Annotated in this window: 21 protein-coding genes and 1 pseudogene; 13 read left to right on the top strand and 9 right to left on the bottom strand. The window is 68.8% G+C overall.

Translation table 11 applies throughout. From position 1 onward, the window contains the following. A pseudogene (locus NL1_RS38265) lies at positions 1-395 on the top strand (zf-HC2 domain-containing protein); the annotation flags it as partial. 78 nt (positions 396-473) lie between these two features. Here the strand turns inward: NL1_RS38265 and NL1_RS26970 are convergent. From NL1_RS26970 to NL1_RS26960, 3 genes are all read right to left on the bottom strand, one after another. Next, positions 474-1,244 carry an ABC transporter permease gene (locus NL1_RS26970; RefSeq protein ID WP_067844927.1) on the bottom strand — a complete coding sequence of 257 codons (771 nt, stop codon included), beginning with the start codon at positions 1,242-1,244 and terminating at the stop codon, positions 474-476. Then, positions 1,241-2,242 carry an ATP-binding cassette domain-containing protein gene (locus NL1_RS26965; RefSeq protein ID WP_245673548.1) on the bottom strand — a complete coding sequence of 334 codons (1,002 nt, stop codon included), beginning with the start codon at positions 2,240-2,242 and terminating at the stop codon, positions 1,241-1,243. The genes NL1_RS26970 and NL1_RS26965 overlap by 4 nt, the downstream gene beginning before the upstream one ends. Before the next feature lie 145 nt (positions 2,243-2,387). Continuing rightward, positions 2,388-2,894 carry an EXLDI protein gene (locus NL1_RS26960; RefSeq protein ID WP_067844925.1) on the bottom strand — a complete coding sequence of 169 codons (507 nt, stop codon included), beginning with the start codon at positions 2,892-2,894 and terminating at the stop codon, positions 2,388-2,390. Between the two features lie 166 nt (positions 2,895-3,060). On the opposite strand from NL1_RS26960, the gene NL1_RS26955 reads away from it, so the two are divergent. The 5 genes from NL1_RS26955 (at position 3,061) to NL1_RS26935 (ending at position 7,982) form a co-directional block, all read left to right on the top strand. After that, positions 3,061-4,731, top strand: a complete 1,671-nt coding sequence (locus tag NL1_RS26955) for a thiamine pyrophosphate-binding protein (protein ID WP_067844922.1) — start codon at positions 3,061-3,063, stop codon at positions 4,729-4,731. Next, the gene (locus tag NL1_RS26950; RefSeq protein WP_067844921.1) at positions 4,728-5,387 is read left to right on the top strand and encodes a DUF8713 domain-containing protein; all 660 of its coding nucleotides are present in this window, start codon (positions 4,728-4,730) and stop codon (positions 5,385-5,387) included. The genes NL1_RS26955 and NL1_RS26950 overlap by 4 nt, the downstream gene beginning before the upstream one ends. An 8-nt stretch (positions 5,388-5,395) precedes the next feature. Next, positions 5,396-6,439: a 3-oxoacyl-ACP synthase III family protein gene (locus tag NL1_RS26945; RefSeq protein WP_067844939.1), complete on the top strand. Its 1,044-nt coding sequence runs from the start codon at positions 5,396-5,398 to the stop codon at positions 6,437-6,439. Continuing rightward, a complete protein-coding gene (locus NL1_RS26940; RefSeq protein ID WP_067844920.1) occupies positions 6,436-7,470 on the top strand; it encodes an aminotransferase class I/II-fold pyridoxal phosphate-dependent enzyme in 1,035 nt (344 codons plus the stop codon). Before NL1_RS26945 ends, NL1_RS26940 begins: the two co-directional genes overlap by 4 nt. 125 nt (positions 7,471-7,595) lie before the next feature. Next, positions 7,596-7,982, top strand: coding sequence for a cupin domain-containing protein (locus NL1_RS26935; RefSeq protein WP_156095067.1), 387 nt, complete (start codon positions 7,596-7,598; stop codon positions 7,980-7,982). Between the two features lie 50 nt (positions 7,983-8,032). Here the strand turns inward: NL1_RS26935 and NL1_RS38260 are convergent, their stop codons facing one another. Both NL1_RS38260 and NL1_RS26925 read right to left on the bottom strand, forming a co-directional pair. Then, positions 8,033-8,281: a hypothetical protein gene (locus tag NL1_RS38260; protein ID WP_067844917.1), complete on the bottom strand. Its 249-nt coding sequence runs from the start codon at positions 8,279-8,281 to the stop codon at positions 8,033-8,035. A 67-nt stretch (positions 8,282-8,348) separates the two neighbouring features. Then, positions 8,349-8,756 (bottom strand): SdpI family protein, encoded by a 408-nt coding sequence (locus NL1_RS26925; protein WP_067844915.1) that lies wholly within the window; start codon positions 8,754-8,756, stop codon positions 8,349-8,351. A gap of 113 nt (positions 8,757-8,869) precedes the next feature. Here NL1_RS26925 and leuS point away from each other — a divergent pair, with 113 nt between their 5' ends. Next, positions 8,870-11,716: a leucine--tRNA ligase gene (gene leuS / locus NL1_RS26920; RefSeq protein WP_067844935.1), complete on the top strand. Its 2,847-nt coding sequence runs from the start codon at positions 8,870-8,872 to the stop codon at positions 11,714-11,716. A gap of 151 nt (positions 11,717-11,867) precedes the next feature. On the opposite strand, the gene NL1_RS26915 is transcribed toward leuS, so the two are convergent. Further along, positions 11,868-12,569, bottom strand: a complete 702-nt coding sequence (locus NL1_RS26915) for an SDR family oxidoreductase (protein ID WP_067844913.1) — start codon at positions 12,567-12,569, stop codon at positions 11,868-11,870. A gap of 258 nt (positions 12,570-12,827) precedes the next feature. On the opposite strand from NL1_RS26915, the gene ggh reads away from it, so the two are divergent. Further along, positions 12,828-14,165, top strand: coding sequence for a glucosylglycerate hydrolase (gene ggh, locus NL1_RS26910; protein ID WP_067844911.1), 1,338 nt, complete (start codon positions 12,828-12,830; stop codon positions 14,163-14,165). 86 nt (positions 14,166-14,251) lie between these two features. Then, positions 14,252-14,992: a glycoside hydrolase family 25 protein gene (locus tag NL1_RS26905; protein WP_067844909.1), complete on the top strand. Its 741-nt coding sequence runs from the start codon at positions 14,252-14,254 to the stop codon at positions 14,990-14,992. 41 nt (positions 14,993-15,033) lie between these two features. On the opposite strand, the gene NL1_RS26900 is transcribed toward NL1_RS26905, so the two are convergent. The 3 genes from NL1_RS26900 to NL1_RS26890 form a co-directional block, all read right to left on the bottom strand. After that, positions 15,034-17,094, bottom strand: coding sequence for a PhoX family protein (locus NL1_RS26900; RefSeq protein WP_067844908.1), 2,061 nt, complete (start codon positions 17,092-17,094; stop codon positions 15,034-15,036). Positions 17,095-17,178: 84 nt separating this feature from the next. Then, positions 17,179-17,982, bottom strand: a complete 804-nt coding sequence (locus NL1_RS26895; RefSeq protein ID WP_067844905.1) for a hypothetical protein — start codon at positions 17,980-17,982, stop codon at positions 17,179-17,181. A gap of 133 nt (positions 17,983-18,115) precedes the next feature. Next, positions 18,116-18,655 (bottom strand): lipoprotein LpqH, encoded by a 540-nt coding sequence (locus tag NL1_RS26890; RefSeq protein ID WP_067844903.1) that lies wholly within the window; start codon positions 18,653-18,655, stop codon positions 18,116-18,118. A 154-nt stretch (positions 18,656-18,809) separates the two neighbouring features. Between NL1_RS26890 and NL1_RS26885 the strand changes: the two genes are divergently transcribed. Genes NL1_RS26885 through NL1_RS26870 form a run of 4 tightly spaced genes read left to right on the top strand, consistent with a single transcriptional unit; the run spans position 18,810 to position 24,055 of the window. Next, positions 18,810-20,225, top strand: a complete 1,416-nt coding sequence (locus NL1_RS26885) for a hypothetical protein (RefSeq protein ID WP_067844901.1) — start codon at positions 18,810-18,812, stop codon at positions 20,223-20,225. Continuing rightward, positions 20,225-21,220 carry a hypothetical protein gene (locus tag NL1_RS26880; RefSeq protein ID WP_067844898.1) on the top strand — a complete coding sequence of 332 codons (996 nt, stop codon included), beginning with the start codon at positions 20,225-20,227 and terminating at the stop codon, positions 21,218-21,220. Before NL1_RS26885 ends, NL1_RS26880 begins: the two co-directional genes overlap by 1 nt. Then, positions 21,220-22,737: a tetratricopeptide repeat protein gene (locus NL1_RS26875; RefSeq protein WP_067844896.1), complete on the top strand. Its 1,518-nt coding sequence runs from the start codon at positions 21,220-21,222 to the stop codon at positions 22,735-22,737. Before NL1_RS26880 ends, NL1_RS26875 begins: the two co-directional genes overlap by 1 nt. Positions 22,738-22,795: 58 nt before the next feature. After that, positions 22,796-24,055, top strand: coding sequence for a CHAT domain-containing protein (locus NL1_RS26870; RefSeq protein WP_067844894.1), 1,260 nt, complete (start codon positions 22,796-22,798; stop codon positions 24,053-24,055). The last annotated feature ends 6 nt before the right edge of the window (positions 24,056-24,061 follow it).

Here is a 24,061-nt window from a genome sequence, read left to right as displayed (position 1 = left end):
CCGCTGCGGCCGCGGCCGTGGCCATCGCCGTCCCGGTGATCGACACGACGCCCGGCACAGAGCCGCCGGCGGTCGAGCAGGTCATCGCGGAGCGGTCGATGAGCCCGCTCGAGCCGACGCCGATCTCGGCCGACTTCAAGCTGATGGCCGATGGCGATCGCGCCCGCATCGTGATGAACTGCACCTACGGGCCGAGCGACCTGCAGTACACCTATAAGTACACGCTGATGGTGACCGGGACCGACGGCAGTCAGCACGAGCTGGACGAGTGGCCCGCCGGACCCGGCACCGTGCTGACGGTCGACCGCACCATCGACATGCCGCCGGACCAGGTCCAGAAGGTGGAGATCAAGTCGTCCGCCACCAACAAGGTCGTCCTGACCGGAACGGTGTAGGCGGAACATCGGATAGACACGAACGAATTCCCCCGCCGATACCGTTCGGCGGGGGAATTCGTCTGCGGCGCAGCGTGATCAGCCGACCTGCTTGCGGAACCGCGACATCGACCACACGTAGCCGACCAGGCCGATACCCGCGCACCAGGCGATGGAGATGATGCCGTTGCTGCCGATCTCGGTGCCCATCAGCAGACCGCGCAGGGTCTCGGTGATCGGGGTGAACGGCTGGTACTCGGCGAACTGGCGCATCACGACCGGCATGGTATCGGTGGCGACCAGACCGCTGCCCAGGAACGGGAGCATCACCAGGGGGAACGGCATGTTGCTCGCACTCTCCGGAGTGGGCGCGATCAGACCGATCGCCACCCCCACCCAGGACAGCGAGAACATCACGAGCCCGATGAGACCGAACACGGCGAGCCATTCCACCGGGTTGGCGTTCGGGCGGAACCCGATCAGCAGCGCCACCGCGACCATGATCGCGATGCCGAGCAGCGCCTGGATCAGCGCGCCGACGACATGCCCGGCCAGCACCGAGGGCTGCGAGATCGCCATGGTGCGAAAGCGATTCACGATGCCCTTGGTGGTGTCGGTGGTGATGGAGACCGCCACCGAGACCGTCAGATAGGCCGGGAGCACCATCATCATGCCCGGGGCCAGGTAATCGATGTAGTTGCCGCCGGAGGACATCTCCAGCGCGCCGCCGAACACGAAGGTGAACACCAGCATGAGGATCACCGGCATGACCACCACACTGAAGGTCATGGCGGGATAACGCTTGGCGTGCAGCAGGTTTCGGCGCAGCATGGTCACCGAATCGGCAAGCGCATACGAGGGGGTGCTCATCGCACGGTCTCCTTCTCGGCGGTGGGGTGTCCGGTGAGGGTGAGGAACACGTCGTCCAGGTTGGGGGTGTGCACGGAGAGGCCTTCGACCTCGATGCGCGCGTCGTCGAGCCGATCGAGCACGGAGCGCAGCGATTTCACGCCGCCGTCGCTGGGCACGGCGAGAGTCAGCTCGTCGTCGGCGACGTCGTCGAGCACGCGGGCGGTCTCACCGAGGACCAGCGCCGCGGCGGACAGTGCGGTGGGCGTGGCGAATTCGAGGCGGATGTGCCCGCCCGGCACCAGCTTCTTCAGCTCGGCGGCGGTGCCCTCCGCGACGATGCGCCCGCCGTCCAGCACGGCGATCCGGTCGGCGAGCTGGTCGGCCTCCTCCAGGTACTGGGTGGTGAGGAAGACGGTCACGCTGTAGTCGTTGACGAGTGCCCTGATGATCTCCCACATGGAGCGCCTGCTGCGCGGGTCGAGACCCGTGGTCGGCTCGTCGAGGAAGATGATGCGCGGGTCGCCGACCAGCGTCATCGCCAGATCGAGACGGCGCGTCATGCCGCCGGAGTAGGTCGAGGCCGTCTTGTCGGCGGCCTCGACCAGGTCGAAGCGGGCGAGCAGATCCTCGGCCAGGCGTTTGCCTTCCTTGCGCGGCAGGTGATGCAGGTCGGCCATGAGCATCAGGTTCTCCCGGCCGGTGAGGAGCTCATCGACCGCCGAGAACTGCCCGGTCACCCCGATCGCCGACCGCACCGCGTTGGGATCGGCGGCGAGATCGTGTCCGCCGACGCGGATTTCGCCCGCGTCGGCGCCGATGAGGGTGGTGAGGATCTGCACGGTCGTGGTCTTGCCCGCGCCGTTCGGCCCGAGCAGCGAGAAGATGGTTCCTTCCGGCACGGTGAGGTCGATGCCGTCGAGCACCACGTGCTCGCCGAACACCTTGCGCAGGCCGAGCGCCGAGATCGCCGGCGCGCGGTGACCGTTGATCATGGTGGTCCTTTCGTGAAAATTCATTACTGAATGCGAATAAATGCATACTTCACCCGCACCGCCGCCCAATGGCGGTGCGGTGTTGCTTTCGAACGTGCTGTTCGGTTGTCTCGGTGCGCTTTACGCGCGAGCTGTACTTACCTCCGGCTTCGCTCCGGCCCGGCGGCTCTTAGATGTCGAGATCCTCGATCTGCGGATGGTTGGCGATGTCGGCGACGCGCTCGTAGAACTTGGCGGGCATCTTGTCCTTCAGTTCGGCGAGCGAGTCGGCGATCTCCAGGACGAAATCACCCCAGTCCTGCGCACCGACACCGAGGAAGCGCCGCCAGTCCTTGAAAGGATTGGTGTCGGTGGGGAACTCGGACCAGTTCGAGTACTGCGCGTGCAGCGCGTACTTGCCCTTGCGGGTCCGATACACCCGCAGGTGCTCCATGCGCTTGTCGCCGACGTCGCGCCATTCACCGAGCAGGCTCCCGGAGAACCGCACCTGCCGGGCACCGTTGTGGCCGACCCGGAGGACCAGTTCCTCGTACCCTTCCTGGCGCCCCTCCTCCAACTCGATGAAGCGGCGCAGCGCCGTGGTCACCGCGCCGGACAGATTGCCACCGACCAGCTCCTGTGCACGCTGGAAGAGCTGTAGATCGTCGTCGGCTACGTAGATGGTCTTGTTGGGCATGAACCCACTATACGTAGATGTATACGTACACGCAACCCTCTCGCCGGGACGGGTTCTTTGCATGCCGTTGAACCGCCTACCGGGCTGCGTCGTATTCCTCGTGAACGAGGTAATGCGGTCGGCCGGCGCACACGCGATCGGCCGACCTTCGCGGAAGGGAGCGTCCATGCCGAGCAGGGTCGTGGATTATCTGGTTCGGGCGGTTTCGACACTCGGTGTGCGACATATCTTCGGCGTCGACGGCGCCAATATCGAAGACCTCTACGACGCACTGTTCGACTCCGAGATCACCGGTGTGGTGGCCAAACACGAATTCTCCGCGGCCACCATGGCCGACGGCTACGCGCGGGTCACCGGCGGACTCGGTGTCGTCGCGGCGACCTCCGGCGGCGGGGCGATGAATCTCGTTGCCGGACTTGCCGAATCGTATGCGTCTCGGGTGCCGGTGCTGGCGCTCGTCGGTCAGCCGCCGACGGCGCTGGAGGGCCGAGGGGCTTTCCAGGACTCCAGCGGGCGCGCGGGCTCGATCGACGCGGTCCGCCTGTTCGGCTCCATCAGCCGGTACTGCGCCCGCGTGGAGACGGCGGCCCAACTGCCGGACAGTGTGGTCAGGGCAGCCACCGCCGCACGAAACGGTGGGCCCGCGGTCCTGCTGCTACCCAAGGATGTGCAGCAGTCCGGACTCGACGCGGTCCCGCCGTTCCGGTTGCCGCCGCGCTCACACTCTCGCGATGCGAGCGGACTCGCCGCGGTGCGCGCCGCGCTGGCCGCGGCGCGCAGCACAGGAAAGATCGTGATCATCGCGGGTGATCAAATCGCACGCGACGACGCGCGGGCCGAATTGGCAGGTCTCGCAACGGCTCTGGATGCCGCCGTCGGCGTCACCCCGGACGCCAAGGACGCCTACGACAACTTCGATCCCGGATTCTGCGGCGTCGCGGGCAGTATGGGTCATCCGGAACTCGCCGCCGACCTCCGATCGGCGGCGCTCTGCCTGGTGATCGGCACCCAACTGCCGATCACCGGACGCACCGGACTCGACGATCTGCTCACCGATCTCACCGTGGCCAGCATCGGCGTCGCGCCGCCGTTCGTGCCCTCGATCCACGCGACGAGCACCGATCTCTCGATCACCCTCGGCGAGCTGACCGACGAATTCACCGACCCGGCAAGCACATCGCACACCGAACCGGAGGCCGGCGCGCTGACGCCGCTCCAGGTGCCCGCCGCGAGCGGCCCCGGGCTGCGCTATCGGGAACTCGTCGAGACCATCGGCGCGGCACTGCCCGACGGTACCGACGTCTTCGCCGACGCGGGCAATACCGGCGCCGCGGCGGTGCATCACCTCAGGGTGCCGCGCGGCGGGCGCTTCGTCGTCGCCCTCGGCATGGGCGGGATGGGTTACGCCTTCGGCGCGGGCATCGGCGCCGCGTTCGCCCGCCGCAGGCCGGGTCGCACCGTGGTGATCGCGGGCGACGGCGCGTTCTACATGCACGGCATGGAAGTGCACACCGCCGTCGAACACCGGCTGCCGATCACCTTCGTCGTACTGAACAACAACGCGCACGCCATGTGCGTCACCCGCGAACAGCTCTACTACCGAGACCGCTACAGCTTCAACCGATTCCGGCCCGCGTTCCTCGGCGAAGGCATCGCCGCCATGTTCCCCGACCTGCCCGCCTACACCGTGCGCACCCCGGCCGAACTCGCCGAGGCGCTCGGCCGCTGCTTCGAGACAGCCGGGCCGTCGTTCCTCGCGATCGACTGCGACCCCGACGAGATCCCCCCGTTCATCCCGTTCCTCGACACACTCGCGAACTCCAGGAGGACCCCGTGACGACCAGTGCCCTGCCCGCGCTCAGCGACATTCCGGAAGACGTCGTACCCGGCGTGCTACGGATCGAGAACTCCGACAAGGACGCGACCACCCCGATCATCATGGACATGCTGCGGTCGGTGTACCCGCACGACCAGATCTTCGGCGATTTCTGCCCGGTCCAGGGTTATGTCGCCGCACCGCCGCGCGAGGTGTACGACTATCTGGCCGACACCAGATCGCTGGAGGAATGGACCTACAGCCTGCGCGGATTCACCGAAACCGACGAGCAGGGCCTGTGGCTCGCCTACGACCGGCTCGGCGACTCGACCCGGATATTCACCCGCACGGTGGCGAATCCGGACGCGATGACCGTCGACTACCACTGCGCCTGGGATCAGGGTGAACACCTGTGGATGGTCTACCTGATGCGGGTGGTCGACGCGCAGGTGGTGCTGCACAAGCCGGGTTCGGTCGTGCTGTGGACGAATTGCCGTCACCCGTTCTACGACGAGAACCCCTACCCCGAGACCGCGCCCGCCGGGCGGCCGGTCTGGGTCGGCGACTTCTGGGAGATGTTCTCCGCCGGTCACCAGCTGGAGCTGGACAACCTCAAGGCGATCTGCGAATACCGGGCGGCGCACGGGCTGCCGATCAAACCCGACTGGATGAAGTGAGGATGCCGATGTTCGCAACCGACCCGGACGCCGCGAGGCTCCCGACCGTCAGCCTCGTCGATGTGGCCTCCTACCTGCCCGGCGAGCCCGTCGACACCGAATATTTCACCCAGTTCGCCCGCTCGGACCGGATGGCCAAGAACGTGATGTTCCGCTCCCCGCGCGGTCGACATCATGTGGGCAGGGACGAAACCGCCGTCGACATGATCGAGCGCGCCGTCGAGCCGCTGCGGCAACGCCATGGGACACAACTGTTTTCGAACATCGATGTGCTGATCACGCACACCCAGCTGCCGGACAATCCGGTGCTCGGCAGCGGTCCCGAGGTCGCCAGGCGGCTCGGCATCCGGCCGCGCGTCGTCTACGACATCCACAACGGCGGCTGCGCGGCCTTCGTGCACATGATGGCGCTGGCTCGAATGATCTTGCAGACCACCGACGCTCGCACCGCGCTCATCGCGGTCGCCCAGAATTCCGCGGGCCCGGTGTTCACCCAGACCGAGATCCGCAAACTGGCGCAGGCGCCCGTGCCCGGTGACGGATGCGGCGTCGGTCTGCTGGTCAAGGACGACAGCGCGCCGGTGCTCGACATCGAATGCCGTACCTACCCGGAATTCGCTGGTGACATGGACTTCTCGACCAACGGCGAGCGCAAGTACTGGGAGCCGGGTGCGGGTCAGGCCTGCGTCAGCTTCACCGAATCCAAGGTCACCAAGGTGTTCGCGCGCGGCAACCGGCTGGTGCCCGAAGTGGCGCTTGCGGTGTGCGACCGGATCGGCGTGAAGGGCCGCGACATCGACACTTTCGTCACCAATCAGCCGAACCGGCTGTTCCTGCGTAACTGGCACGATGCCCTCGAACTGCCCGCCGAGCGGCACCCGGACACCTTCGATCGGTGCGGAAACCTGTTCGCCGCAGGCATTCCCGTCACGTTGGATGTGGAGAACCGGGCCGGTCGGCTGCGCAACGGGTCGGTGGTACTGATGTCGGCGTTCGCGCACGCCGGTGATTTCGCCGCGGCCGCGGCGGTGCGCTGGGGTGCGGCGGCATGACCATCGGGTTCACCGAGGACACCCGCTCCTCGCGACACCACCGCCGGCAGACCCGACCGCCGACGCGGTTCGATCTCTCGTTGAGCGAGAACCCGTTCCCGCCACTGCCTTCCGTGCTCCGCGCCGTGAATCAGGCGCTGGTGCAGGCGAATCGGTATCCGGAGTTCCTGCCGCGGGAGCTGCCCGAGATCATCGCGCGGCGCGTCGGCGTGCATGGCGACCAAGTGGTGGTCGGCTCCGGCGCGACGGGGGTGGCCATGCAGATCATGCAAGCGGTCGGCGACGGTGCGGAGATCGTCGCCGGCATGCCGACCTTCGACGGGTATCCGATCATCGCGGAGATGATCGGGATGACTCTCGTTCCGGTGCCCTTGGACGCCGCGGGCAATCAGGATCTGGCCGCGACGCGGCGGGCCATCGACAAGCGGACGGCGGTGGTCGTCGTGTGCCGTCCGCACAATCCGACCGGAGCCGTCGTGCCCGCGGACGAGCTGAAGTCGTTCCTGAACGCCGTGCCGAACCGGGTGACGGTGATCCTCGACGAGGCGTATGCCGAATTCCTCGGCCCCGAGGACCGGGTGGACACCCTCGCGCTGCTGCGCAAGCACTCGAATCTTCTCGTGCTGCGCACCTTCTCGAAGGCGTACGGACTGGCGGGCCTGCGCATCGGGTACGCGTACGGGCGGCGCGAGCTCATCGAGCGGGTGCATCGGCTGCAACTTCCCTTCGGCGTCTCCGCCACCGCCGTCGCCGCCGTGTCCGCGTCCTACGCGGCCCAGCCCGAACTCGCGGCAAGGATCCGGCACATCACGGAGGAACGCGAATCATTGCGCAACGCGCTACTCGCCTGCGGCCACGCCGTCCCGCGCAGCCACGCCAACTTCCTGTACCTCCCCGGGCCAGGGGTGGCGACGGCGTTGCGGCGGGCGCAGATCGCGGCGAAGGCGTATCCGGACGGCAGCGCCCGCATCGCCGTCGGCGATCGGGAAGCGGGACGCGCGGTGCTGGCGGCGGTGGCGGGGTTGCGCTGAGCGAACGCCCGCCCGTCCCCCCTTGTTCCAACGGCTCGGCCGTTCGGTCCCGCCCCCCGAATAAGGTTTCGTGGCAGCGAACGGAGCACCGGCAAAGCCTCCCGGGCGGATGGTTCGATGGGGTGGTGAGGATCCCACGTCTACCCGGTCTCGTTGCCAATGCCTCACCCGCATCGGGGACCGCGAGCCGGGTGCTGGCACGGCTGAGTCTCGGTGGGCGCGACCTGCTGTTGCGGCAGACGGTGATCGACCCGGGCGGCACCAGCGGCTGGCACTACCACGACGGCACGCTCCTGGTCTTGGTCGCTCGCGGCACACTCGACCACCCCGGCGCCGCCGGCGCTCCCGTCACCTACCGGCGCGGGCGCGTGTTCCGCGAGCCGAGCGGCCCGGAGTACCCACACGTCGCCCGCAACCTCGGCACCACCCTTGTCACCCTCTTCGTCCTCTACCTCAACCCAAAGGGCAGCCCACTCTCCCGCCACATCACCCCACCCCCTGGCGCCGACTGACTCCGAATCGACGGGAGAGAAAGAGCGGTTCCCCGCGGCAGGCGGCGCGGTCAATCGCCTCCGCCACCACCGCCGCAACCACCACCGCCGCAGCCGCTGTCGGAGCCGCCGCCGTCATCGGAGCCGCCGCTGCCGCCTGCCCACCAGCGCGCGCCGGGGCGGGCGGCATTGCGTTTGACCTGAATGATCCCCATCACAACGAAGGCTGCGGCGAGGGCGAAGAACACGCCGGGCGCCAGGCCGTCGTCGAGGAGGGCAGCGCCGAGGGCGGCGGCGATTATCGCCAGAATGAAATACATGGAACCCTCCCGAGGCGGATGACCCGCCGGTGCAGCTCAGGGTACGCCTCGCGCGGCGTCGGGAGGGTCAGTTCGCGGGCTGGCAAGCGTCGCGCAGGGAGCACGCGCCGCAGGACTGGCCGCAGCCGCCCACGTCTTTCGCGGGCACCAAGCCCGCGATGGCCTCGCCCGCCGCGTTCGCGCCCGCACCCAGGGTGAACAGGGCGATGACGGCGGCGCCGCCCGCGACGATCAGGGCGACCACACCGCCCGCGGCGTAGGCGACCAGACCACCGGCGAAGAGCAGCGCGCCCGCCGCGACCGAGGTGGGGGCGGCGACGCGGTTCGCGATGCGGAAGGTCTCTTCGGAGGTGAGGGCGGCCTCGGTGTGCACACCGACGAAGCGGTTGCGCGGGAGCCTGCCGGTCAGTCCGAGCACGCCGGTTGCGATGGCCACGGCGGCCAGCACGAACAGGACGAGAGCGACGACGAACACCTATGCAGGCTAGCGCATGGGCGCGCAGCCCGATTTTCGGTACCTCGGACCGGACGTTCTACCCTGTAATACGAAGTTTGTCCAGGATCGGCGAGAAACAAGAAGGCAGGACCGTGCAGGACAGTCGTGCAACCGAAAGCGATGTACCCCAGCACCGGTACAACGCTGACCTCGCCGGCCGCATCGAGCGCCGGTGGCAGCAGAACTGGGTGGAGCGTGGAACCTTCCACGCGCCGAACCCGACCGGCCCGCTCGCCGGGGACATCCCCGCCGACAAGCTGTTCGTCCAGGACATGTTCCCGTACCCGTCGGGCGCGGGCCTGCACGTCGGCCATCCGCTCGGCTACATCGCGACCGATGTGTTCGCGCGCTACCACCGCATGCACGGCCGCAACGTGCTGCACGCGCTGGGCTACGACGCCTTCGGCCTGCCCGCCGAGCAGTACGCGGTGCAGACCGGCGCGCACCCGCGCGACACCACCGAGTCCAACATCGCCACCATGCAGCGCCAGCTGGACCGGCTCGGCCTCGGCCACGACCGGCGCCGCTCGTTCGCGACCACCGACCCGGAGTACTACCGCTGGACGCAGTGGATCTTCCTGCGCATCTACAACGCCTGGTACGACCTGGAGACCGGTCGCGCCCGCCCCATCGCCGACCTGGAGGACCAGTTCGCCTCCGGCGCACGGCCCGCGCCCGACGGCAAGGACTGGGCGGCCATGTCCGCCGCCGAGCGCGCCGCGGTGATCGACTCGTATCGCCTGGTGTACCAGACCGATTCGGTGGTCAACTGGTGCCCCGGCCTCGGCACCGTGCTGTCCAACGAGGAGGTCACCGCCGACGGCCGCAGCGAGCGCGGCAACTTCCCGGTCTTCCGTAAGCGCCTGTGGCAGTGGATGATGCGCATCACCGCCTACTCGGACCGGCTGGTCGACGACCTGGACTCGCTGGACTGGCCGGAGAACGTGAAGGCCATGCAGCGCAACTGGATCGGCCGTTCCCGCGGCGCCCAGGTGAAGTTCGATTCCGACGCGGGCCAGGTCGAGGTGTTCACCACCCGCCCCGACACCCTCTTCGGCGCGACGTACATGGTGCTGGCCCCCGAGCACGAGCTGGTCGACCGGCTGGCCGCGGCGCAGTGGCCGGAGGGCACCGATCCCCGCTGGACCAACGAGGGCGCGGCCACGCCCGCCGACGCCGTCGCCGCCTACCGCAAGGCCATCGCGGCCAAGTCGGATCTGGAGCGCCAGGAGTACAAGGAGAAGACCGGTGTCTTCCTCGGCTCCTACGCCACCAATCCGGTGAACGGACAGCGGATTCCGATCTTCATCGCCGACTACGTGCTGATCGGCTACGGCACCGGCGCGATCATGGCGGTGCCCGGCCACGATCACCGCGACCACGAGTTCGCCACCGCCTTCGGCCTGCCGATCATCGAGGTCATCTCCGGCGGCGATGTCGCCAACGGCGCCCACGCCGGCGAGGGCGAATTGGTGAATTCCGATTACCTGAACGGTCTTTCGGTCGAGGAGGCCAAGGCCACCGTCATCGGCAGGCTGGAGGCCGACGGGCACGGCACCGGCACCATCCAGTACAAGCTGCGCGACTGGCTGTTCGCCCGCCAGCGCTACTGGGGCGAGCCGTTCCCGATCGTCTACGACGAGCAGGGCGCACCGCACGCGCTGCCGGAATCCATGCTGCCCGTGCAACTGCCCGAGCTGGACGACTTCGCACCGGTGACCTTCGATCCGGACGACGCGAACTCCGAGCCGTCCCCGCCGCTGGCCAAGGCCACCGACTGGGTGCACGTCGAGCTGGATCTGGGCGACGGGCCGAAGAAGTACCGGCGCGACACCAACGTCATGCCGAACTGGGCGGGCAGTTCCTGGTATCAGCTGCGCTATGCCGATCCGACCAATACAGATGCGTTCTGCGCCAAGGAGAACGAGCAGTACTGGCTCGGCCCGCGCACCGCGGAGCACGGTCCGAACGATCCGGGCGGCGTCGACCTGTACATCGGCGGCGTCGAGCACGCGGTGCTGCACCTGCTGTACGCGCGCTTCTGGCAGAAGGTGCTGTTCGACCTGGGTGATGTGAGCAGCAGCGAGCCGTACCGGCGACTGTTCAACCAGGGCTACATCCAGGCGCACGCCTACACCGACGAGCGCGGCGCGTACGTGCCCGCCGCCGAAATCGTCGATCGCGCAGGCAAGTTCTTCTGGAGCGATGCGACCGGCGTCGAGCTCGAGGTGTTCCAGGAGTACGGCAAGATCGGAAAGTCGTTGAAGAACGCCATCTCTCCGGATGAGATGTGCGATCTGTACGGCGCCGACACCTTCCGTTTCTACGAGATGTCGATGGGTCCGCTGGACACCTCGCGGCCGTGGGCGACCAAGGACGTCGTCGGCGCGCACCGGTTCCTGCAGCGGGTCTGGCGCCTGGTGGTGGACGAGGAGACGGGCACGCTGCGCGTCACCGAGGACGCGCCGTCGGACGAGACGCTGCGCCTGACGCACAAGACGATCGCGGGCGTCGACGAGGATTTCGCCGCGCTGCGCGACAACACGGCGGGCGCGAAGCTCATCGAGCTGACCAACCACCTGACCAAGAACTACCCCGACGGCGCTCCGCGCTCGGTGGTGGAGCCGCTGGTGCTGATGCTGGCGCCGCTCTCCCCGCATGTGGCCGAGGAGCTGTGGGAACGGCTGGGCCACAGCGTTTCCCTGGCGCACGGCCCGTTCCCGGTGGCCGATCCCGCGCTGCTCGTCGAGGACACGGTGGAGTACCCGATCCAGGTGAACGGCAAGGTGCGCAGCCGGATTCAGGTCCCCGCCGACGCCGACTCCGCGGCCATCGAGGCGGCCGCGCTCGCCGACGAGAAGATCGCGGCGCTGCTGAACGGCGCCGCGCCGCGCAAGCTGATCGTGGTGCCGGGGCGCTTGGTCAACATCGTCGCCTGATCTCCCGACCCATACCTCCGACCGAAGGTGACCCCGAGCCCGGCAGACCGGCCGAATGTCACCTTCGGTCGGAATACATGGCGCGGGCGAGGAATCGACCGAAGGTGACCTCGAGCCCGTCGGGCGGGCCGGATGTCACCTTCGGTCGGGTTCAGCGGGCGATGGGCCGCAGCACGATCTCGGTCGGATGCGCGTCGAGCGGGGTCTCCACGGCATGTCGCACCGCGGTCGCGACCGTCTCGGCCGTGAGGAACTCCTCCGGTCGGTACTCGCGGCCTTCGTTGGCAGTGATCTCCCGCTGCATGTCGGTATCGATGCGCCCGGGGTGGATGGAGGTCACGCGCAACGCGGGCTCCTCGAGCCGCAGCGCGTCGGCGAAGGCACGCAACCCGAACTTGCTGGCCGCATAGGTGGCCCAGCCCGCGTTGGCCCGCAGACCCGCGCCCGAATTGATCAGCACCACATGGCCGTTCGACGCGCGCAACGCGGGCAGCAACAATCTGGTCAGCTCGGCGACGGCGATGAGGTTGGCCTCCAACGTGTTTCGCCACTGCGCCACCGAAGATTCCGCGATGGTGCCGAGATCGGCCACCCCGGCGTTGTGCACGAGCACGTCCAGCCGCGGCACCGCGGACACCGCCTCGGCGACGGCGTCGTAATCGGTGAGCTCCACCGGCCACGGCGTCGCCTCCGGCAGCTCGGCGAGGATGTCGCGCAGCGCGTCCTCGGAGCGCGCGCCGAGCAGCAGGTCGTATCCCGGCGCGAGTTCGCGGGCGATGGCCGCGCCGAGCCCGCGGCTGGCTCCGGTGATCAACGCGGTCGGCTTCGGGGTGCTGGTGACGGCGGCGGTCATGCGCCCCACCGTAGTGGGTTGCGAAAATCCGTAGCACCGCGCGGACTCGTAGCGATGCACGCATACGTCGTAACAATCTCCACGTACGGGGGGCATGCGAGAGTGAGATCCGCGGAACACCTGATGAGCCACCATCGAACGCCGCAGGCCGGGAACGATGCCGGGCCACGAATCGGCGGTACGGCCGAACCCGATACTGCGACGCAACGCACCGCTGCCGAGCGGGCATATCTCCCCGTGGGATCGCAGAATAGGGGGATGGCACATCCGGGTTTCACCCCCACTCAGCTCGCGGCGCGCGCCGCCTACCTGCTGCGGGGCAACGACCTGGGCACGATGACCAGTGCGGCGCCCCGGCTGTACCCGCACATGTGGAGCTGGGACGCGGCGTTCGTCGCGGTCGGCCTCGCTCCGCTCAGCGTGGAACGGGCCGTCGTCGAGCTGGACACGCTGCTCTCGGCGCAGTGGAAGAACGGGATGATCCCGCACATCGTGTTCGCCAACGGTGTGGACGGCTACTTCCCCGGCCCGGCCCGCTGGGAGTGCCGCAAGCTGGCCGCCAATGCGCCCGACGGACCGGACACCTCCGGCATCACCCAGCCGCCGGTGCACGCCATCGCCGTGCAGCGCATCCTCGATCACTCGCGACGCCACGGCCGCAGCACCCGCGCGGTCGCCGAGGAGTTCCTCAACCGTCGCTGGCCGGATCTGGTGCGCTGGCATCGCTGGCTCGCGCACGCCCGCGATCCGAAGGAGAACGGCCGGATCACGCTCTATCACGGCTGGGAATCCGGCATGGACAACTCGCCGCGCTGGGACCGCGCCTACGAGAACGTCCTCCCCGGCGACCTGCCCGCCTACCACCGCGAGGACGTGCTGGTCGTCTCCGATCCGACCCAGCGCCCCACCGACCGCGAGTACGACAGGTACCTGTGGCTGGTCGAGCAGATGCGGCGGGCCGGATACGACGACTACCTGCTGGCCTCCAGCATGAGCTTCGCCGTGGAGGACGTGTTCGTCACCGCGATCTTCTCGCTGGCCTGCGAGGTGCTCGCCCATATCGGCGAGGAGTACAAGCAGCCGAACGCCGACGTGCGCGACCTGTACGCGTGGGCCGATCGCTTCCGCGCGGGCGTCGTCGCCACCGCGGACGCCCGCACGGGCGCGGCCCGCGATTTCGACGTGCGCGCGCAGCGCTGGATCGGCACCGAGACCCTCGCGGTCTTCGCCCCGCTGCTGTGCGGCGGCCTGCCGCGCAACACCGAGCGCAGCCTGCTTCGCCTGTTCGAGGGCCCGCGCTACTGCGGTCACCCGGACCTGCGCTACGCGCTGCCGCCCTCGACCTCCCCCGTCTCCAAGGACTTCCGGCCGCGCGAATACTGGCGCGGGCCGGTGTGGCCGGTGATGAGCTGGCTGTTCTCCTGGGTCTTCGCCCGTCGCGGCTGGGCCGAGCGGGCGTTCATGCTCCGCGCCGAGGGGCTGCGGCAGGCCAGCGACGGCGCCTTCGCGGAGTACTACGAGCCTTTCACCGGCGAGCCGCTCGGCAGCATGCAGCAGTCCTGGACCGCCGCGTCGGTGCTTGACTGGCTCGGATGATCACTACCGTTCTCTGGTAAACATTCGGCAACCGAATCATTCGTACCACTGTTCGCCTGAAGTGCCGCCACCTAAGGTCGAAGAGCATGGATAGCACTCGTTGGAGAGCGACCCGCAATCTTGCGTTGTCCGCGCTCGTCGTGGGCAGCATCCTTTCGGCAAACGGACAGGCGGCGGCCGCGCCGGTCGGGCCGGATGTCTCGTCCTGGCAGCACATCGACGGGCGGCTGATCGACTGGTTCGCCGTCAAGCGATCGGGACACGATTTCGCCATGGTCAAGGCCACCGAAGGCTTGAGCTACATCAATCCCTACTTCGTCGCGGACAGCCTGCTGATGCGCGCGGCGGGCATGGCCCGCGGCACGTATCACTACGCCCGGCCGCAACTGCCGCCGGAACCGCAAGCGGCGCTCTACGCCGCGATAGTGCTCGGCCAGAACGGTCCGCTGGACCTGCCGCCCGTGCTGGATCTCGAGCACACCGGCGGGCTCGATCCCGCGGCGCTGATCAACTGGACGCACCGCTACCTGAACACCGTGCAGGCGCTGACCGGCCGGGTGCCGATCGTCTACACCTATCCGAACTTCTGGAAGACGGCGATGGCCAACACCAGCGAGTTCACTCACTATCCGCTGTGGATCGCCGACTACCGCGGCAACGATCAGCCCGAGGTGCCCGGCGGCTGGCCGACGTGGACGTTCTGGCAGACCACCGACAGCGGCAGCATCCCCGGCATCGCGGGCCGCACCGACCTCAACGTATACAGCGGCGCCCAAGGCGATTTCGCCCGCTTCGCCAACATGGGCGGGCTCACCGGAAGCAGCTGACCGATGCCCCCGGGTGGCGAAACCACCCGGGGGACAGCCGGTTACACGCCGATGCGGCCGCCGTTCTTCTTCCAGACCACCGCCACCGAGGGCCGCGGCTGCGCGGAACCGCCGTCGGGCCAGTGCGAGAGCGGGTTGTCGGGAGTGGCGTCGTCGGCCTCGCCCGGATGCTGCACGCACACGATGACCCGCGATTCGGTGACGATCGGACCGCAGGTCTCACCGCCGCGCGGCACCGTCAGGAACTGTTTGGTCTCACCGCGATTCGCGCCGTCCAGCACCACCGAGAAGAGGCCGTCGTTGGACTTCAGCGCGTTGCCGTCGGTGGAGATCCACAGGTTGCCGTACGGGTCGAAGGCCAGGTTGTCCGGGCAGGAGATCGGGCTCACCTTGGTCTTGTCGAACCCGGCGTAGTAGGTGTCCGCCGCGGCCGGGTCGCCGCAGACCAGCAGCAGCGACCAGGTGAACTGGGTGCCGGTGTGGTCGTCGTCGATCTCGAGGACCTGGCCGTTCTTGTTGAGGTTGCGCGGGTTCGCCTCGTCCGGACCGGCCTTGCCCTCCTTGCCGCGGTTGTCGTTGTTGGTCAGCGCGACGTACACCTTGCCGGTGAAGGGGTTGGCCTCGAAGTCCTCCGGGCGGTCCATCTTGGTGGCGCCGACCTTGTCGGCCGCCAGCCGGGTGAACACCGCGACCTCTTCGGCGGTCATACCGTCGACGAGCGACTTGCCCTTGCCCTCGGCGTTGGTCTCCAGCAGCGGAATCCACTGTCCCTTACCGGTGAAGCCCTGATCCGAAGGCTTGGCGCCGGTGCCGTCGATCTTGTCCGCGTGGTCGCCGGTGAGCTTGGCGACGTAGAGGGTGCCCGCGTCGAGAATGGTCATGTTGTGCCGCCTGCTGGCCGCGCCGGTGCCGGACTGCACCTTGCGGGACGACACGAATTTGTACATGTAGTCGAATCTTTCGTCGTCCCCGGTGTAGGAGACGACGTCGCCACCCTTGGTGACGTAGATATTCGCGCCCTCGTGCTTGAGCCTGCCCATGGCCGTGTGCTTGACCGGCGTCGAGTTCGGGTCCCACGGGTCGACCTCGATGACGTAGCCGAAACGATTGGCCTCGTTGGGTTCCTGGGCCAGGTCGAAGCGCTTGTCGGCGCGCTCCCACAGGTTGGCCGTCGCGCCCGCGGTGAAGCCGTAGCGCTTGGCGCGCGCCACCGCGGCGTCGCCGCCCGCGGGCTTGTCGCCGTTGGCGAAGTAGCCGTGGAAGTTCTCCTCGCCGGAAAGCACTGTGCCCCAGGGCGTCACACCGCCCGCGCAGTTGGCGAAGGTGCCGAGCACCTTGGTGCCGGTCGGGTCGGCGGAGGTCTTCAGCAGATCGCTCCCTGCGGCCGGACCGGTCACGGTGAACTCGGTGGTCGCGGTGATGCGGCGGTTGTACTTGCCGAAGACGGGCGTCAGCTTGCCGGTGCCCGCTTCACCCTTGACCTCGACGACGGTCAGGCCGTGCGCCGCCATGGTGATGGCGAGCTGCTCGGGCGTCGGGTTCGCTTTGTCGTAGCCGCGGAACATCTGCGGCGCGGTGGTGTACTCGTGGTTGACCACCAGCAGGTAGCTGTTGGCCTGGCCCTCGATCGGCAGCAGGGCCGCGAAGTCGTTGTTGTAGCCGAACTGCTTGACCTGCGCGGCGGCGGTCTGCTTGTCGAAATCGAAGGCGGGTGCGTCGGCGAAAAGCGGGTCGCCCCAGCGGATCACGACCGACTGTTCGTAACCCTCCGGGATGACGAGGGCATCTTCCTTGTTGGGGGCGACCGCGGTGAAGTCGGTTCCGGTGCCGGGCGGGCCCGCCGGGGTGGCGCCGGTGCCTGCCTCGTCGTCACCGCAGGCCGCCAGCGCGGAGGCGGCGCCGACGGCGAGCACCGCGGCCGCGCCGCCCTTGATCAGACCGCGCCGATTCAGGGAGCTGACGATGTCGCCGAAGTACTCGCCGCCCGAGGTGTTGGGTGTCTCGTGGAAGCACGCGTTGGCGCATTTGTACTCGCAGGTCACGGCGGCGCGCGCGGAGCGGCCGTCGTGCTGCACGAAAAGGGCGAGTGGTTTCAAGGTCACGATCTCCTGCTTCGGGCTGTCGGCCGCACGCTAAACGCCCCAGGCTATTCCCAGGAAACACCCAGGTGAACAGCCGACCAAGTCTCAGGCGTTCACCGGAACCGCGATGACGACCTCCTGCTCGTTCTCCGGCAAGTAGTGCACCTGCACGATCCTGCCCACCTGCACATTGCCGACGCTGGCCGGAGGCAGGAACTTCTCGGCGCGGGTGCGGAAGGTACTGCCGTCGGGCCTGGTGACGGCCAGGCCGATCTCCACCTTCGAGTATCCGCCGCGGATCTCGCCGGGCACCGACAGCGATTGCACCACCGCCTGGGCCGCGATGCCGCGGGCCGCGATGTCCAGCTTGGCCTCGGTGGTGAAGCCCTTGCGGATCATGGATTCGTTCATCACCCGCTGCGCCTCGACGCTGTCGCCGGACAGATCCACCTCCACCTTGTCGGTGCGGTCCGGCAGGTACCGCACCGGAAGCACCACCCCTGGACGCAGCAGCGCCAGTTCGGTGAGCGGCACGATCAGCTTCGCCGCGGACTCGAAGACCTTGCCGTCCACGCCTTCGACGCTGAACTCGATGCGAATCTGCGGCTGGTCGTTGACGGTGAGACCGGTCTGCCGGAACGACTTCACGGTGCCGATGCCGAGCAGCCCGCCGCGGAATTCCGTGGTGTTGAGCCCCGTGAAGGCGGACATGATGCCCTCGCCGGTGAAGGCGAAGACCATCACCACCGCGGTGAACGCGATGATCGGCAGGGCCATGAAGCCGTTCACCCACGCGAGGAAGCCGGGCTCGTAGGGGCTGCTCGGCTCGTAGGTGAGGCCGTGCCAGAGGTAGAGGCCGATCGCGGCGAGGCCGAAGACGATCGCGGCGGCGCGCAGTTTGGTTGCCATGGTGTGCTCCTCGGTTGTTCGTTGTCGGGCCGGGTGTTCCGGGTTCCGGGCAACCCCGTCGTGCCTGCCAGGCGCACCCCTCGGTAGCGCCGGGCTCGCGGGACGACGGGGAGCCGAGCACTCGGACCGTCCGTCAGGCGCCGACGATGGTCGAGCAGGCGAAGGTGATGTCGAAGGTCGAGGTCGACGGCCCCGCCAGCGGATTGGTCAGGTCCGGCGCGCCGACGCCCTCGCCGGTGACCTTGTAGGTGTTGCCGTCCTTCACGACCTTCGCCGAGCCGCCCGGCTGGCCGTTGCCGTAGCCCACCGCATAGGGCAGACCCGAGGAACCGCCCTTGCTGCCCGCGATGCCGACGGCCTGCACGGTGTCGGCGCCGGTGACGGTGGCGCTGACCGTCAGCTGGCCGTAGGTGGCGTTGTTGTTGTCGGTCAGCGCGAGCGCCAGGGTGTCGCCCTGCTTGGCGCAGGTGGTGTCGAACGTGCCGGTCAGCGTCTTGCCGTCGACCAGCGCCGCGGACTTTCCGGAGGCCGGGGCCGCGGGCGCGGCGGCGGTGGTCTGCTGCGAGGTCGCGGGCGAGCTCTTCGCGGAGTCGTCGCCGCAGGCGGTGAGGAAGCCGGTGAGCGCGATGGCGGCGATGGCGGCGGTGCCGATGCGGAAGTGCTTGGTGTTCATGGTGATCTGTTCCTGTCTCTCTCGGTTGGTCCGGCCCCGTGGTTGGGCCGTTGCGAGAAAGGTAGAAATCGCGCGCCGCCTACCGATCCCAGGTTTCGGCGGCCCGAGTCGGCCAGAGGTCCGTTAACCTGGTCGAATGCGACGACCGCGCGCCATGGTGCTCGACGAGGTGTGGCGCAGGCTCGACGGCGTGGAAGCACTCAGCGGACCGCACGGCGGACCGCTGCGCCGGACCGTCAAACTCGTGCTCGACCCTTTGGTGATCCGGCCCGTGCAGCATCCGACTTGCGCGGGCGCGATCCTGAGCGCGGACGGCGCGACGCTGCTCGCCACGCGGATATTCGCCGCCGCGGACGTATTGCGGGCCACCGCGGCCTGGTTCACGCTGCTCAAACAGGTTCGCCGCGCACTGCGCATCACCGAGGGCAATCCGCAGGATCTCTACTTCCAGCGCTGCTTCGAGCTCGCGACGACGGCGGGGCACCCGGATCCGGTGCGGGACAGGCAAACAGCGGAAGCCGCGCTGCGCGATATCCACGAATTCGCCGCGGGCCGCACCACGCAGGCGCTCAAGAACCATCTCACCGACGCGGGATTGGCGCGGGAGCTGGGCGGGTTGATCGAGATCGCCTGGCGACGGCGACCGGCGACGGCGAGCGGCGATCACACCGCGGCGTTCGAGGAACTGCTCGACGCGTGCGCGAACAGCCGGGTGACCGGCGACGGACAGCCCGAACTCGACCGTCTCGTGGCGGCGCGCGCGGGCACCCACTCCGGAATCGACCTCTGGCACCGGGCATCCGGCGGCAGCGCGAACGAACTCGGGCTCACCGCGCATCCGCTACCGCACCCGCCCGCGCTCGGCGCCTCGGCGTCCAAGGCGGACCTCGGGCTCCCGTTCGATCGCACGATCTACGAACGGGTCTTCACGGTATTGCAGGCCTCGAGCGAACGCGCCGAACTGCCACCGATCCCGGAACTCGTCACCGACGAAATCGCCCGCAGTTGTTCGCCGTGGGCACTGCTGGACGAGACGCTGCGGGTCGCGGCTGCTACCGGAGCCGTACTTGCCGTTGGCCTTTCGCCGTTCGGCGCGGGGGTGAACGAGCGCGTCCATGAGGCGGGGCGGGTGCGCCGCTTGGCCGATGCGGCGTGGTCGGAGCGCGGCAGCACGGACGCCAAACGGGTGGCCGGGCGGGTATCGGCGCCGGTCGACGTGGTGCGCGGATCCGCGGCAAACCAGGTGATCAACAACCGCTGGCGGCGCGAAGCCTATGTGCTGCAAGCACGGCGGCTTGCGGTGCACGATGGCGATGAAGTGCGCGGGCCGCTTGCGCAGATCGCCGCGGAACTCCGCACGCCGTGGCGGCCCTATCTGCGGCGGCTGTGGGTTCGTCTGCACGGCCGTGATGTTCGGACGGCGCCGGTGGCCGAACCCGAGGAGCTGTGGGATCTGCTGGATGGCGTCGCCCGCTCGGTCATCCTCGATCATCGCACCAAGGTGAAGAACGCGCTCAGTGCGAATGCTGTCGCGGGCGAAGGCGATTCGACGGAATCGAGGGCGAGCTGATGAATACGGTGCTCGTGCGCGAAGACGCCGATGGACTCTGGACCATCGCGCCTGCGGGCGCGCCGGTGCTCGCAGCCGACGTTCCCCCGCTGGACACCATGGTGCTGGAGGTCGTCGGCGGCCACCTCGGTTGGAGTCTGCTTGCCGGAGAGCCGGTTCCCGCCGCCGTGCTGCACGACCTCGACGAAGCGCAGGAATGGTTGTGGGCCGTGTACGGCGAGCGCGTCGCACTCGCCGTCGCCGACCGGGAGGCCGTCGAGCTTGCGGCCGAACCCGCGCTGCCCGCTCTGGTCGCGCAGGCCAGAAAGCTGGCTTACGCGCACTGGGCGACGCGCTGGTGGCCCGCCTCCACCATCGACGGCATCCCGGCGCTGGATCAGCGGCTGCTCGACACCGAGATCGCCACGCTCACCGAGGCGTGCGAGTTGATCGTGGACGGCGCGGATGCGCATCCCGAGCCCGCGCCCTCGGCACCCGTCGCGCTGGGCCGCGCGGAGGACTATGCGCTGGCCGCCGGTTCCGGTGCGCGACACGGTGAACTGGTCTTCGGGAGGGGCAGCAGCGGCTGGGACTGGCGGCGCTGCCCGCCCGGCCTGGTCGACGCTTCCGAGCACGCGGTGTCCTGGGAGTTGACGAGGGCGGAAGGTGCGACGCTCGTTCGGGTGCAGGCGGTTGCCGCGCCGCAACTCGGGGCCCCGCCCGCGCATCTGCACCCGCGCGCGCTGCTCGACACAGCGGTCGGCGTGATCGATACCGAACTCCATCTATTCGGCGACACCTGGCATGGCACCGCGTCTACCGATGCGGAAGCTGTTGCGGGGGTGCAGGTTTACGTGCCGGGCGTGGGTCCGGAACCGCTCTCCCCCGCCGAGCACGACGAGCGCGCGCGCATCCGGGATCTGGTGGCAGCCCGGCTGCGCCGCGCCACAGCGAGCGACGACGATGCGCCGCTACTGGCCGAGATCGCGGCCGCCGCATCGGATTCGGACTTCTGATGACGCAGGACGACGCAGCGCCGCCCGGCCTGGAACTGCTCTACGAGGGAGCCGCGGCGTATCAGCGCGGCGAAGTCGCGGAGGCGCTGCGAATCTTCGAGCACGCGGTCCGCACCACCTCCGACGGTGTGCGGGTCAGCGCGCTGGTCAACGCCGCGAGCATGTGCGACGAACTCGGCGACCACGCGGGCGCGGCCGTCCGGTTCCGGTCGGCGCTGGCACAGATCCCCGACGATGCCGTCGAGAAACGCGCGTCCACGCTCGTCAACTACTCGCAGGCGCTACAGCACCTCGGCGAACTCGACACGGCGCAGGAAGCGCTCGAGGAGGCCAGGGCGCTGCTCGCGGACAATCCCGAATTCGGGTCGCTGCGGGTGCCCTGCCTGCTCTCGCTGACCGCGGTGGCGTTCCACCGCGCCAAGTGGGTGCGGGTGATCGAACTGGCCACCGAAACCCTGAACGTCGCAGAGCATTTCGCGCCGCATCTGGCGGGTCATCCGCTGATGAACTTGGCGGGCGCCTACTTCGAGACCGGACGCAGGGAACTCGGCATCGACTTCGCCGAACAAGCGCTGCGCGCCTTCGAGGCGGCGGGCGACCACAACGCGGTGGCCGAAACCCAGCAGAATCTCGCCACCCTGTACACCAGGGTGGACCGGTTCGACGAGGCGGAGGCGCCGCTGCGGGCGAGCCAGTGGTACTTCGAACAAGCCGGGCTCGAGTACCGCGCCGGGGTCGGGCTCAGGATCATGGGATTCGTCGCCGAACAGCGCGACGACGAACAAGCCGAGGCGCTGTACCGGCGCAGCCTGGCCTGCTTCGAGGCGTCCGGCGCGGCGCTGGACGTGGCCGCCGTCCAGACCCGCCTCGCGACAGTGGCTTTCAAAGGTTTTCGAGTCGACGAGGGACAGGAGTTGCTCGCCGCCGCGTTCGAGGCGTACGCGGCGCGCGGTCTCGGATTGCACTGCGCGCAGGTCGATTTCTGGCATGCGGTATTGCTGGAGGCGCTCATCGACAGCGTCGCCTCGCCGACCCCCGAACTGCTGGCGCTGGCCCGCGATGTGGCGGTGCCCGCGGCCATCGCCATCGATGCCGTGCGCTACACGCTGCCGAACGGCAGCCAGCGCGCCCAGTGGAACCGCGAGATCGCCGACCCCGCGATGCGCTTGGCGTTCCGGTTCGCGTTCCTCTGCGGAGACGGCCCGCTCATCGCCGACCTCATCGAAACCCAATGTGCGGGCACCACAGTGGATGTCGATGCGACCGACCACCAGCCCCGCCCGCAGCTGCCACTCGAACCGCTCTCGCCGATCGAAACGCCCGCCTCGACCGAGGGTTCGGCGCTCCACCTCGGTTCGGCATTGGCCAAGGTCGCCGCGGCCGCCGGCCTGCGGGTCGCCCCACCGCCACGGCTGGCGGTCGCGCCGGACGGACACATCGCACTGGCGGAGTACATCACCACCGCCGAGCAGCGCTATGGCCGCGCGGTGCGCGAGGAACGGGTGCTGACGATATGAGTGACCCTACTGATCGGCGGCCCACATCGGCACGGCGCACGAATCACGGGGTTCGAGCATGACGACTCCCGAGCAGCCGACGGTTGTCGTGCGGATGGCCGACGCCGGTGACCTGTACATGTCCTGGCGGTGGGAAGACGACGTAGCGCCGCGCGGAGCCGCGATGCTGCCGGGTGATCCGATCGCGGAGGCCGTGTCGGCGCTTGCCGATGCGCTGCCGAAGCCCGACGCGCCGGGCGGGCTCGAGCGCGCGCTGACGACCGGCGCGTTCGCGTCGGTGGATGCGGAATATGCATTGGCGCAGTCGCTTTCCCGCGCGCTGCTGCCCTATGCCCTTGCCGCGCAGTTGCACGAGATGTACACGGGCGGAGTTCGGCCGCACATCCGGCTGCAACCCTCGCCGCGGGTGGCGCAGGTGCCGTGGGAGATCATCGCGCCCGACCCCGACCTGCGACTCATCGACATCGCCGACGTCAGCCTGCTCGCTCCCGCAGGCGTCGTGCATGCGCCGGGCCGGTTCGCGCGCAGCTGGTCGGCCGATCGCGAGTTGCCGGTGGTCGCCGTGCTCGATCCGCGGGTGCCGGGATTCCGCGCCGACTCCGCCCTAGGCTCGGTGCTGGGACGGATGAACGGTGCGGGCGCACTCTCCGAGCGCGTCGCCGAACATATTGCACACCAACGCCTCCGGCCCACCGCGACGGATACCGTCGAGGTCTTCCGCCGAACCGACCTGGATCGCGGGTGGCTCTCCGACACGCTCCGCGCGGGGGCTTCGCGGCTGATCTACGTCGGCCACGTCACGGCCGCCGCCCCGGAGTCCGGTCAGAGCGAAAGCGCCGAACTCCACCTGGCGTGCACGGCCGAAACCACCGGTTTCGCCGAACCCCTGCGCACGCACCGCCCACTCTCGGCCAAGGACCTCCTGCTCGGCACTCACACCCTGGCCCCCGAACCCGTTGCGGGCCCAGACCTTTGGCCGATTCCGAGCCGAGTCGCCTTGATCGCCTGCGAAAGCGGCGGCGACCTCCGCTTCACCGAGGCGCTCGGCCTCGTCGCCGCCATGATCAACGGCGGCGCCGAACTAGTCACCGCCACCCGCTGGCCACTCCCCACCGACCTGGCCTTCCAGCGCCTCGCGGGCGCCACCGCCACCCCCCTCCAAGACCTCATCTGCGCCATCGACACCGCCCACGACCACCCCGACCCCCTCCACCCCCTCACCACCTGGCACCGCACCCGCCTCACCACCTGGCGCGAAACCGGCGCCATCGAACACTCCCCCCTCCTCTGGTCCGCCATCGCCACCTTCCACACCTGACTCCAC

Origin of the sequence: Nocardia lijiangensis NBRC 108240, from assembly GCF_001613045.1 — a bacterium.
Lineage (GTDB): Bacteria > Actinomycetota > Actinomycetes > Mycobacteriales > Mycobacteriaceae > Nocardia > Nocardia lijiangensis.
The sequence above is the reverse complement of the archived record's forward strand: the minus strand, read 5'-3'. Positions and strand labels throughout refer to the sequence as shown.